9 protein-coding genes are annotated in these 13165 nt (G+C 36.7%); 3 read left to right on the forward strand and 6 right to left on the reverse strand.

Annotated elements, in window-relative coordinates; genetic code table 11:
* Positions 1–232: 232 nt before the first annotated feature.
* Both A9G25_RS05235 and A9G25_RS05240 read right to left on the reverse strand, forming a co-directional pair.
* The gene (locus A9G25_RS05235) at positions 233–1237 is read right to left on the reverse strand and encodes a hypothetical protein (protein WP_141675003.1); all 1005 of its coding nucleotides are present in this window, start codon (positions 1235–1237) and stop codon (positions 233–235) included.
* A gap of 922 nt (positions 1238–2159) precedes the next feature.
* A complete protein-coding gene (locus A9G25_RS05240; protein ID WP_141675004.1) occupies positions 2160–3584 on the reverse strand; it encodes a hypothetical protein in 1425 nt (474 codons plus the stop codon).
* An 841-nt stretch (positions 3585–4425) separates the two neighbouring features.
* Between A9G25_RS05240 and A9G25_RS05250 the strand changes: the two genes are divergently transcribed.
* Positions 4426–6750 (forward strand): zinc/cadmium/mercury/lead-transporting ATPase, encoded by a 2325-nt coding sequence (locus A9G25_RS05250; protein WP_065626066.1) that lies wholly within the window; start codon positions 4426–4428, stop codon positions 6748–6750.
* A 73-nt stretch (positions 6751–6823) separates the two neighbouring features.
* On the opposite strand, the gene birA is transcribed toward A9G25_RS05250, so the two are convergent.
* The 3 genes from birA to murB are packed head-to-tail and all read right to left on the reverse strand — an operon-like array spanning position 6824 to position 9963.
* Positions 6824–7777 carry a bifunctional biotin--[acetyl-CoA-carboxylase] ligase/biotin operon repressor BirA gene (gene birA, locus A9G25_RS05255; protein ID WP_065575598.1) on the reverse strand — a complete coding sequence of 318 codons (954 nt, stop codon included), beginning with the start codon at positions 7775–7777 and terminating at the stop codon, positions 6824–6826.
* A complete protein-coding gene (locus A9G25_RS05260) occupies positions 7752–8894 on the reverse strand; it encodes an MFS transporter (protein WP_065626067.1) in 1143 nt (380 codons plus the stop codon). The genes birA and A9G25_RS05260 overlap by 26 nt, the downstream gene beginning before the upstream one ends.
* A gap of 58 nt (positions 8895–8952) precedes the next feature.
* Entirely contained in the window at positions 8953–9963 is a 1011-nt protein-coding gene (gene murB / locus A9G25_RS05265) for a UDP-N-acetylmuramate dehydrogenase (protein ID WP_065575600.1), read from the reverse strand.
* Positions 9964–10728: 765 nt separating this feature from the next.
* On the opposite strand from murB, the gene A9G25_RS05270 reads away from it, so the two are divergent.
* Both A9G25_RS05270 and ruvC read left to right on the forward strand, forming a co-directional pair.
* Positions 10729–11472, forward strand: a complete 744-nt coding sequence (locus A9G25_RS05270; protein ID WP_065560314.1) for a YebC/PmpR family DNA-binding transcriptional regulator — start codon at positions 10729–10731, stop codon at positions 11470–11472.
* The gene (gene ruvC / locus A9G25_RS05275) at positions 11472–11960 is read left to right on the forward strand and encodes a crossover junction endodeoxyribonuclease RuvC (protein WP_065626068.1); all 489 of its coding nucleotides are present in this window, start codon (positions 11472–11474) and stop codon (positions 11958–11960) included. Before A9G25_RS05270 ends, ruvC begins: the two co-directional genes overlap by 1 nt.
* 214 nt (positions 11961–12174) lie before the next feature.
* Here the strand turns inward: ruvC and A9G25_RS05280 are convergent, their stop codons facing one another.
* Positions 12175–12810: a LemA family protein gene (locus tag A9G25_RS05280; RefSeq protein ID WP_065626069.1), complete on the reverse strand. Its 636-nt coding sequence runs from the start codon at positions 12808–12810 to the stop codon at positions 12175–12177.
* Positions 12811–13165: the final 355 nt, after the last annotated feature.

The following is a 13165-nucleotide window of genomic DNA, read 5'->3' on the forward strand; positions in this document are numbered from 1 at the left end:
TATATACATAAAATCAGCATAAACGTAAAAAAATTAAGGCTAAAATAAAGTTGATTAATTTTTTTCTGATTTATTACGGATAAAATCAACATTTAACTACTTATTGGCGAACCATAAATTTGCAAGGCTCGCAGGCTTTGCCTGCTCAGCGCCCCAACTTACGCGGGGGCTTTATTCTTTGTTATATTATCCTCTCAAGCACCGTAACCACCTTCTGCGCCCTAAAGATTAATTAACCACTACCACTTAAGCAAAGACCATAGTTACCGCTGAGATTATCACCGCGCTTATAGACGTAGCCTTTGCCAGAATCAACAGCGTACATCATAGTATCACCTGATCGGCTGCCACCTAACCAGTAGCTGTTACCGATGAAACCCGCATCAGCGTAGGATCTCATGCTGCCCCACTCCGTGAAAAATCCAGCGCCTATTTGACGTTGGTATTCCCCATGTCCTGACGATGGCTTGGCGCCATCGTTCATTATGATATAATCTCTACCCACTTTTATTTTTATACATGGGAAAAAATGATCTCCTCTTACACCACAATTCGTATTGGTTAAATCACTTACCCCCGGCATGCGATAACCCAAACCTCTACACCATGCGGACTGATCATTATAATATTTAGTTACAACCCGATTGACGAACCACTTCCTCAACACAAATCCATATTTTACTAACTCATAACCATCTTTATCTCTACCCACTAACTCAAACGTCTGCGGTAACCTTGGTACAGTAATTCGGCTAGGGTTAAACCTTTGATTTCTTGCCTCTGGACCTGTTAGCTTAACACGTGCTACAACTTGTCCCCTATCTTCATAAGGAATCCAGTAATCATTGGGTACAACATTTATCACGCTTGCAGTAATTCCCTCATGACTGACAGGTGCCCATGTCAATTCTCTTACATCTATTCCTGTAATGAGTAAATCAAAATATAAATTATCCGCACCTGTAGTTGGAAAATTGAGGTTATATGATCCTGGATTGGTTGATTGAACTAAGAAGCCCTTCTTAGGATTCCATATGTTAGCAGGGCCTGCGTGTTTGCCGTCACCCATTTGTAGATTCGGTCTTGCATACTTGATAACTGGTATAACTGGCTCCGCTGGTAATGGTTCGGATAGTAATATTATTGCATCACTACGATTACCCGCTCGATACTTTTTGTCATTCGCCTGTACATTATTCCATGGCAATGACAATAATAACAGTGCTAATACTAGCAAAGCTGTTTTAGGTGATTTGAGCGGTAATTTCGATAATTCGTTGAGAGATAATTTGGAAGATATAAATAAGTTTCGTGTAAAAACTCGTCGAATAAGATTATTTGATAAACTTAAGACATAGGTTTGCCAGTGCTTGTGCCTTGTGCCTTGTGCCTAAAATGATAATGCATTATGGTTCACCTGTCAAGTAATATTTTGTTTTATTTGAATTTTTATAATTATTCGCTTATTTAATAAGCTTGTTTTCCTACAGCGATAAAAGTATAACCATTTAAAAAATAGTTGGCTAGTTTTTTGGCGGACTTTTTTGTAAAGAAATGTAAAGATGAAAACAGTTCAGCTTTAGAGATAGGTGAATTTTATAATTAAAATAGGGTATTAGCTTTAGGACTTTTTGATTTTCGCGGAATGATTAATATTGCTGATAACATCTAAAACACAAACACACCCAACAGCCAAGTTTGGCGTGCTAGCTTTACTTCGTTATTGGCACATTTTGACGCTCTAATAAGGCAAGCATATTAGCATTGTGGTGCTATAAGTGTGTTTTTTACTTTAAAATCGTTCAGGTAGACTATTGATTTTATTGAAGTTTTTATTTGCATTTCTAAATAAAATCAAACATTTATAGGCTAGTTTTTTATTACGTTGCATTTGGCTTTTTAATAAAAGCGCTTTTGTTATTTGATAATAGCTATTAATAACAGCTTGTTAATAACAGTCAGTTAATAACAAAAGCGCAAGCTTTTAAGTCGTATCGGTCGGGGTCTATTTTGATTTTCTGTCATTAAAGCGCAAGGCTCGCAGGCTTTGCCTGCTCAGCGCCCCAACTTACGCGGGGGCTTTATTCTTTTTTATATTATCCCCTCAGGCACCGTAACCCCCTTCCGCGCCCTAAGGATTAAGAACTAAACGCTAAAAGCTAAGGTGCGGTGCAAAGGCTAGGGCGGAAGTTGCTGGCACTGTAGCCGTAGACGCTGCCGTCGTCCGAGTAGACATGGAACTGGTTGCTACCTGCCGCGTCGCTCGTCCAGTAGCCGTAGCCGACGAAGCCCGCATCAGTGTAGGAGTACATGCTGCCCCACTCCGTGAAAAAGCCAGCGCCTATGTGACGCTGGAACTTATTAATTGATGAGCTAGGTGTGGCGCCTACTGCGCCTTGACACCAACTTCCTGAAGCCAAACCAGAACAAACTGCATTGGTTAAATCTCTTACCCGTGGCATTCGATAACCCAAACTATTACACCATGTGGTTTGATTAGAATGGTTATCTTTCTTAACTCCCCGATTGACGAACCACTGCCTCAACACAAAACCATACCTAACCTCATTACCTTGACTATCCCTACCAACCAACTCAAATGTCTGCGGCAAAGATGGCACGGTAATTTCACTAGGACTGGGATTGTCCCACTGGCTTCTTGCCTCTGGACCATGCAACGTTACCCGTGTTACATTCTTGGATTTATCAGTAATCCATTCATCAGCTGGTATCGTATACCCTTCTGGGTCCGTGAATGTCCCTGTACGCGGACTTGTCCAACTCACCGTTGCATTTAGACTACCACTCGTGTTAACTGTCCAACTCAACTGACTTGCATCTACCCCAGCAATAAGCAAATCAAAATACAAGCCATCTGCACCAGTCGTTGGAAAATTTAAACCGTAAGATGATGGGGTTGTTGACTGAACTAAAAAACCCTTTGCTGGATTCCACATGCTAGATGGGCCTGCATAGATGTCTGCGCCATAATATAGATTCGGCCTGACCGAACAAATAACGGGCTGTGATGGCGGAGTGATATAATACTCCGCTGTTCCTCCACTAAAAGTACTACTATTCGGCATGCCATAACGAGTCTCTAAAGTTCCCTCTGAACTATCTAAGGTTACCTTATAAGGTGCTTTACATATATCTAATGCATCACTACGATTAACGGTATTGCCATCTTTATCTTTTATTACTAACGATATACTTCCTGATGCAGTAACTTCACCTGCTCGCTGTCCATCCCCATCATCATCGCCCCATTTACCTTGTGTTACTAAGTCATTTATATTTATTGAGTCGCTTGATGATGGAACTATCATTTCAATATCAGTAAAAGTATCCCCTACATTAGGTAACTCGATTGGCGCGGTTGGTGATGAAGGATTATTTTGCGGTGTGAATGTTCGGCCGTCTGATAACTTAATACCTAATAATTCCCTTATTTCAGTCACTTTAGTAACACCGCCATCAAAGGTTAAATAAGGCGCAGTACCATGAATGCGCTCAGAAGTCGTGGCCGATAATGCCTGCGATTCTAAAGAGTACGGCAATAACAACAACGGCGCTAATGCCAATGGAATTTTTAAAGATAGTTTTGTGGATAATTTCGATAATAATTCGAGAGATAATTTCGAAAATATAAATAAGTTTCGAGTAAAAACTTGTCGAATAGGATTATTTGATAAATTTAAGACATAGGTTTGCCAGTGCTTGTGCCTTGTGCCTTGTGCCTAAAAGGGTACTGCATTTCGTTTCACCTGTCAAGTAATATTTTGTTTTATTTGAATTTTTATGTTTATTCGCTTATTTAATAAGCTCATTTTTCTAAAGCGATGAAAGTATAGCCGTTTAAGGAATGATTGACTAGTTTTTTGGCGGACTTTTTTGTAAAGAAATGTAAAGATGAAAACGGTTCAGCTTTATAGATAGGTGAATTTTATAATTAAAATAGGGTGTTAGCTTTAGGACTTTTTGATTTTTGCGGAATAATTAATATTGCAGATAACATCTAAAACACAAACACGCCCAACAGCTAAGTTTGGCGTACTAGCTTTACTTGGTTATCGGTATATTTTGGCGCTCTGATAAGGCAAGCATATTAATATTGTGGTGCTATAAGTGTGTTTTTTACTTTAAAATCGTTCAGGTAGACCATTGATTTTATTTGGTTTTTTGTTTTAATTAAATCAAGTGATTATTGGCCGATTTCTGTTTTTATTACAATGTTTTTTCTGTGTTTTTTGTGCCTTGCACATGCTAATAATTAAAGCGAATTAGTTAGTTCGTTATTTTTTGAAAAGTGTTACAGGTCAGTTTTGAAGTGATTTTTACTTTTTTTGCTACTAAAAGTAAAAATGATTTTCTTTTTTATTTTTTGGCGTACAATCAAAATCATCCATAAATAGAGGTAATGTTATGTTATATAATAACAAATACATACATCATGAACATCATCATCATGAGTGTTGTCATGGTAATTGTTTAAATATGGCACATAATCATGTTCATTTATCTCACGATATAACTTGTCATCAAGAATCAACACATAGTTGTGGGGGCGATACTCATACCACTACTTCTAAAAATGAGTTTGACGATCCCCCTGATGATCCCAACAGGCTAAGCGAGCAAATTAAATTAACTTGGAAAATAAAAGGCATGGATTGTGCGCACTGCGCTCAACAGATTGAAAACAGCCTAAAAGTGTTACCCAATATTAGCCAAATTAAGATTATTTTTTCTACCGAAAAGTTGGTGGTATTTGTTCCCCAACATAATGAAAAAACCATTAAATTAATAGAAAATAAAGTCATCGAGTTAGGCTATAAACCTATTTTTGAATCATCTCCAGAACATTCTCATCATCATGATCATTCCCACAGTTTTGATAAAAAAGAACTAATTCCTTTAGTGGTATTAGGCACTTTAATTGTGGTGAGTTATATTTTTTTGTTATGGAATCAAACCGTTGGCGAATATGCCTTTATGATAACTGCAATTGTTGGATTAATACCTATTTTAAAAGAAGCGTTAATTTTAATGCGTAGTGGTACACCATTTGCAATTGAGTCGTTAATGAGCGTGTCAGCTATTGGGGCTTTGTTTATTGGTGCGTCCGAAGAAGCAACCATGGTCTTATTTTTGTTTATGATAGGCGAAATGCTAGAAAGTGTTGCTACAAGTAAAGCTAAAAAAGGTATTTCGTCGCTCGCTGAGCTGATGCCTGAAGAAACTGTGATAATCATTGATGGGGAGCGAAAAACTGTTGCTAGTCATAGTCTGAAACCTGATGATATTATTGAAATTTCGTCAGGTGGTCGTTTGCCTGCTGATGTGATTTTGATAAGTGAGCAAGCCAATATTGATGAAAGTGCACTGACTGGCGAGTCGATCCCTGTTAATTATCTTTCAGGCGATAAGATTTTGGCTGGTTCGCTCGTGGTTGATAGTACAATCCAATTAAAAGTGGTATCAGAAGTTGGGCAAAATGCGGTAGATCGTATTTTACAGTTGATTGAAGATGCCGAGGAGCGTAAAGCGCCTATTGAACGATTTATTGATAAATTTAGTCGTTATTATACGCCAGCAATCGCTTTATTTGCTCTGTTAGTGATTATTGCGCCACCTTTGTTGTTCAATGCTGATTGGTATACTTGGTTTTATCGAGGTTTAACTCTATTGTTAATTGGTTGCCCTTGTGCGCTTGTGATTTCAACGCCTGCGGTAATAACGTCAGCCTTGTCTAATGCGGCAAAACAAGGCGTGCTAATTAAAGGTGGTGCGGCGTTAGAGCATATTGGTTCAGTTAAACTGGTTGCATTTGATAAAACTGGTACGTTAACCGAAGGTAAACCGCAAGTCACCGATGTGATTAGTCAAGATATTTCAAAAGAGCAATTATTGACGTTAGTTGCCGCTATTGAAAGTGGTTCGCATCATCCCATTGCTAAGGCTATTGTTGATTATGCATTGCAGAATCAATTAAATATCAATGAGGCAGATAATCGTAAAGCGATTGCGGGGGTTGGCGTTCAAGGCGAGGTTGATAATCAGACTTTTTATATTGTGTCACCAAGTAAGGTTGTAACAGTTTCGTCACCATTGAAAGATGAACATACCAAAATTATTGAGGAGCTTGAAAACGCTGGTAAAACTGTAGTAGTTGCAGTAACAAGTCAACAATTGATGGGCATTATTGCATTGCAAGATCTGTTGCGGGCTGATGCAATTACTACAATGAATGAACTTAATAAGCTTGGCGTTAAAACTTTGATGCTGACAGGCGATAATGCGCGAGCGGCCAAAGCTATTGCCTCGCAATTGGGTATGGATTACCGTGCGGAGTTGTTGCCTGCCGATAAATTAGCAGAAATTGAAAAGATGCGTATCTCAACGTCGATTGCTATGGTTGGCGATGGAATTAATGATTCTCCAGCCATGAAAGCGGCAACCGTGAGTATTGCTATGGGTAGTGGTACTGATGTTGCGCTAGAAGCCTCTGATGCCGCATTAACTAAAAATAGTTTGTTAAGTTTGCCTAAGCTAATTGGTTTAACCCGTTTTGCCTCTCGTAATATTAAACAAAATGTTACAATTGCGTTGGGGGTTAAGTTAGTATTTTTAATTACCAGCTTATTTGGCTTTACTGGACTGTGGCTGGCTGTGTTAGCTGATTCAGGTACAACTGCGATTGTGACAGCTAATGCGCTTCGAGTTTTGAAATTTAAGAATAAAAGTTAAAATTGGTTTAATTAACCTATTTCGTTTGTAGCAAGTGGAATAGGTTTTTTAAATGATTGTAGCAAATAGGTTATTATTCATCACTTCTTAATGAGATTTCGCCACCAATATGAGCTTCAATTTTACCATTTTGTTCTAGCAATAAGGCACCTTGGTCATTTATACCTTTTGCTATTCCACGAATAATGTTATCGCCAATTAATAGTTTTACAGGGCGGTTAACAAAGTTATCTAGTCTATTCCAATCATTAATAAATGGTACTAAGCCATGTTTTTCAAATTCTATTAATTGGCTTTTTAAGGTTTTGGCAACCTGCGCAACTAATAAGTTACGATCGACATTGCCTAAATTAGCCCATTTTTGGTTAACTATGTTTGTATCGGGGTTTGTCATGGTTAAATTGACGCCAACACCAATCACAACATGGGCACAGTCACCCGTTTTACCTGCAAGCTCGACTAAAATACCAGCTAGTTTTTGATCGTTAAGATATAGATCGTTTGGCCATTTAACTTTGATGTCTTGGCCAGATAATGCATGTAAGGTGTCGGCAATAACAATACCAACAACTAAACTCAATCCCATTGCCGCCGCAACGCCTTGCTCTAGTCGCCAATACATTGAAAAGTATAGATTAGTGCCAAAAGGTGAAAACCATTTTCGCCCTCGTCTTCCTCGTGCTTTGGATTGAAATTCGGCCACACAACAATCGCCCGATGTTAGTTGACCAATTCGATCCAGTAGATATTGGTTAGTTGAATCAATAATCGGTAATATTTCACATCGACTATTCGATTGGTAATGCTGGTCAATTTTGGTTTTATTAAGTAAATTAAGAGGAGCCACCAAACAATAGCCTTTACCCTGCACTGAGGTTAGCTCAATCCCCCACTCACGCAGTTGTTTGATGTATTTATTAATGCCAGCACGGGTTATGCCAAAAATTGTTGCCAATTCTTCCCCTGAATGAAATTGACCATCGGCTAGTATTTCAATTAATTTAAGCGGATTTTTGTAGCTGCGCATCCGTTCCTCTTTTTTTGGCTAATAATATAATGAAGTATAACGAAATTATAGCAAAACTAACAAATAAATAGGTATTACTTGTTTTATCCATAATGAATGCTATCACCGCAGGAGCAACTAAACTCCCTAATGTGTTAGTTAATAGCATTGCTTGATTCATCGCCACAATATCTTGCTTTCTAACACACGAGCAAGCCCAAGCCATGGATATAGGATAAATGGTGTAAATAGTGGCACCTAATAAAATAATCGCCAACGTATCAAACCAATCAAATATAAGCATGATGCATGCTGCCAACATGAGCAATGATTCAATTAGCAATACAAGTTGCCGTCCAAATTTGTCTGCACACCAGTTAGCAGGCATTTGCGCAATCACGCCTGATAAAATAAGTAAAATCATCCAATTAGCTACTTGAATATCACTATATCCTAAGTGTGAGTAATAGGCAGGTAAGAGCGAATATAACGATCCAATTAACATTCCTGCAATAACACAACCGGTTAACCCAAGTCGAGAGGATTTATTTAATATCATTGGCATGATGTTAAAGCTACTTTTTTTCCTTTTTGGTAATTTATAATGGGTCAGCAAAATAAATAAAATTGCTAACCCCATTAGTAACATAATCACTAATCCAAAATATAATATGTTTTGCGGAAAATACTGCAACAAAGCTTGCCCTAAAACCGTACCTAGGTAATAAGTGGTTAAATAAACTGCCAGCATTTTTCCTCGCGTACGCACAGGACCAGTGAGTAATATACAACTTTCTATAACCACCCAAGTGACCGCACAAGCAATGCCTATAAAAAATCGCCACATTATCCAGCTATAAAAATTCATTGAAAAACTTAATCCAATGGTTGCAATGGCAAAAATAATGCAACTATAGGTGTATGTGTGCCGAGCATTGAATTTATTAATAAACCAATTGGCGAAAATGGTACCTAGCAAGTTACCAGTAAAATAACTTGATCCGACAAGACCAATTTGCCCAAGCGAAAACTCATTACGCACTAACCACAATGGTACCTGTGTGTTTAATGCCGACAACGAGATTGTTACAAATAGCAAACTCGTTAATAAAATAGGGAATGAATACGAATGTTTCATAATGTTATCGCGTATAATTATGGGTTAAAATTTGCGGGCAATTATAATTTGGTGCTAATTATAAATAATTGTCTGCATTAATTTCGCCCGAGTTGCCGATAAATCGGATTTCTGGTGATAAATTCACCGAGAATTTTTGTAATACACATTTTTTTATATGTCGAGCTAATTCAACCACATCTTGTGCTGTTGCTTGGTCTTTATTAACTAAAACCAATGCTTGTTGTTGATGCACAGCCGCTCCACCTATTTGATAACCTTTAAGACCACACTGTTCAATAAGCCAACCTGCGGCTAATTTTGTTTGATGATTAGCTTGTGGATATATTGGCATGTTTGGATAAATTTCAAGTAGCTTGTCCGCTACAATTTTATCGATCACAGGGTTTTTAAAAAAACTTCCACCATTGCCTAAAACCTTCGGATCTGGCAATTTACTACGACGAATTTCGCATACTTTATCAAATATCATTTTTGCAGTAACAATTTTGGGATCAAAGTTTCGCAATTCCCCATAAGTTAAAATTGGCTGCCACTGTTTTGGTAATTTTATACCAACATTGATAACAGCATAACCTTGTAAATACGCTTTTTTGAAGATGCTTTCACGATATCCATATTGACCATCATTTACAGTGATAATTTTGCCTGTAGCTAGTTCAAGCAGCTCCACATAATCAGCAACTTTTTGAAACTCAACACCATAAGCACCAATGTTTTGAATCGGTGCCGAACCCACACATCCAGGAATTAATGCTAGGTTTTCAAGCCCTGATATATTTTGCTTGATGGTTGTTGATACTAAATCATGCCAAATTTCGCCAGCACCAACTTTCAAATGCCATGTTTGTTCTGTTTCGCTAATGGTGATACCTTTGATGCGATTAACAATAACAATACCATCAAAATCACAGGTAAAAAGTGTGTTACTGCCTTCGCCAATAATCATAATTGGTAAATTTTTGGAGTTATCTTGCCAAGCTTGTTGTAATTGTTCGAGACTGGTTACAGTAACAACTTTTTGCGCAAAAACAGTTAAACCAAATGTATTAGGAATTTTTTGTGTCATTGATAACTACCTTTATTTTTTGTGAAAATAGATGCCAGAAAATCAATCAATTTTTAGGTTATTTTTATAATTTGGAATCTATCGTATTTAATGTTTATATTATCACATTGGTTAGGAGCTGTTGATCCTTTGTATTAATCATAAGCCTCCTTTACATTCTTAGTCACATCATGCAATGTACTAATGCAATCATACTGATATAATTTTTTGCCAACTTATTGTAACGTGTTACTACATTCAATAATGTTTCATTTTTCAGTGATTATCTGTTAACAATTTTCCGAGCATAACAAATTGTTATTATTAGCATTTTGACAAAATTATATTATAACATCATCTTTAATAGTGTCTTTCTATTTTCTTTTATTGAAAGAGCAACTGCTTTTAGCTGTATTTGATGTTTTAATTCATTGTTAGGCGTGGCAAAGTGCTTAAAATGCAAGTGTTCAGTATACCTAATATGTAGAAAGACGCCTTATCCGTTTTTAAATGTTTAGCTAAATCGGTGACAATTATTTTTTTTGATGATATAAGAGCCATATCGGATATTTGTGATACGACGTTAGTGCTTTTTTATGTATATTCATTGCAGTAGCTTCTCTAACAACTGTGAACAACACGATTCCTACATATAAATAATAATTAAATCATTCCTAATATAGAACAATTTACAGAACATAAAAACTTATCGCTATATTAGTAATGAATTTTAAGTAAATGTTTGCTAAAATATAGCGATTTTTTAATTATTATCTGGAGAATTTTATGGCAGGTCATAGTAAATGGGCCAATACAAAACACCGTAAAGCTGCACAAGACGCTAAACGGGGTAAAATCTTTACCAAAATTATTCGTGAGTTAGTAACTGCGGCAAAATTAGGTGGTGGCGATCCAGCGTCAAATCCTCGATTACGAGCTGCAATGGATAAAGCATTATCTAATAATATGACCCGTGATACCATGAACCGAGCTGTTGCACGGGGTGTTGGTGGGGAAGATGATAGCAACATGGAAACAATTATCTATGAAGGTTATGGACCTGCTGGCACAGCTGTAATGGTTGAATGCCTGAGTGATAATCGTAATCGAACTGTGTCCGAAGTACGCCATGCATTTACTAAAACAGGTGGTAACTTAGGTACTGATGGTTCAGTTTCATATTTGTTCACTAAAAAAGGCGTTATTTCATACCCAACTGGTACTGATGAAGACCAAGTTATGGATGCAGCGCTTGAAGCAGGGGCAGACGATGTTGTGACTTATGATGACGGCGCAATTGACGTATTTACTACACCAGAATCATTTGGTGAAGTAAAAGATGCGCTTGATGCTGCTGGGCTAGTTGCCGAAGCCGCTGAAGTATCAATGATTCCAGCAACAAAAGTCGATCTTGATATTGAATCTGCACCAAAATTATTACGTTTAATTGATATGCTTGAAGATTGTGATGATGTTCAAGAAGTTTATCATAATGGTGAAGTTTCTGACGAGGTTGCTGCAACGCTCTAATGGCCATTATTCTTGGCATCGATCCTGGATCTCGTTTGACGGGTTACGGTGTAATCCATCAAATGGGACGACAACTTACCTACCTTGGTAGTGGATGTATCCGTACTGCCGTTGATGATTTACCTACTCGTTTAAAACGCGTATATGCTGGTGTTAGTGAAATTATTTTACAATTCCAACCCGATATGTTTGCTATTGAACAAGTTTTTATGGCTCATAATGCCGATTCCGCATTAAAGTTAGGTCAAGCAAGAGGAGCTGCAATTGTTGCTGCTGTAAATAGTAATTTACCTGTTTTTGAATACGCAGCTCGTTTAGTTAAGCAGAGTGTAGTAGGAACAGGCGCAGCTGATAAAAAGCAAGTGCAACATATGGTCAAATTATTATTAAAGTTACCAGCTAGCCCTCAAGCAGATGCCGCCGATGCCTTAGCTATAGCTATTACCCACGCCCATACAAGTCAATACTTAATAAACTCTCGTAAGTAAAATTATAAGAATTATAATGTGATCTAATTATTGGGGAAATATTAATGTTTCCAATTAATATAAAAGAGATATAAAATTCCTTTATAATATTCTCACAAAAAATAAAAAACAGGACCAATAACATATTTGATTTAAAAGCTTTACATACTCTTTTATTATTTTCATCAACAAAAAAGAAGCTAAATAATAAATGAAATACTAATAGATTAATATCTTATTGGTTAGCTTCTTCGTCGGTATTATTATCTGTTTTTCCTTTAATTTTTTTAACATTTTCAGTTGCAACAGATGCCATTCTCCCCATTGTATCTCTTAGGATTTTTCCATCATCAGTTTTAAATGAAGAAAGTTGCTCTATTCCATTTTCATCAACTTCAAAATATGTTGCTTCAACAAATCCAAGTTTACTTGCATAAAATAAATGAGGAATACTACCACGCGTCGAATTATAGACTTGAACTGCTGCATTATACGCTTCTCTTCTTTTTAAGATAGTATTCTCAATTTCATCAAGTTGTACCATTAATTGCTGATAGGTTGAGTTTGCTTTTAAATCAGGAAAACGATTAGCCAACATTTGAACATTACCTATAACTCGAGATGTTTCAGAAGCAGCAACATTTGCACTAGCAACACTATCGCTCTCTGTAATGTTAAAGTGAGTTAGCTTCTCATGATCACCATAACTAGACGCTATATCAGATAGTCTCTGAGCTATATCATGTCTTTTCTTTATTGTTACATAAATATTTGACTGCTTCTGTTTTACATTTTCAGCCAATCCCCTAAGTTTATTGTATGAAAAGAATAGCCAACCTAAAATTAGAATTAAGAGAAATATTATTAACATAATTTAAAAACCTTATTTGTAATCAAATTGCTATAATTAAAATGTTTGGCATCTTTACACAATGTGCAAAAAAACACGAATAAAATCAGGCTGATGTTAATTTACCTTTGATAAACCACTATAACAATATAAATATCTAGTTTGTATTCTCTAAAAGTATATCATGCTCTAATTTTATCTAACTAGCTTCAAACAAATTATTACATGATGTTCAGCGTAACACAGATTTTTTTATTTTTTCGTCCCATTATATAATAGCCATTTATTATAATCTAGCTATACCCCTCCTCAATGACTTCATGTAAAGCATAAAAAATGCGCTAATTCACAATAGCGCATTTTGTGTTTGATTATT

It is taken from the genome of Gilliamella sp. Bif1-4, assembly GCF_001690535.1.
GTDB classification, from domain to species: Bacteria; Pseudomonadota; Gammaproteobacteria; order Enterobacterales; family Orbaceae; genus Gilliamella; species Gilliamella bombi.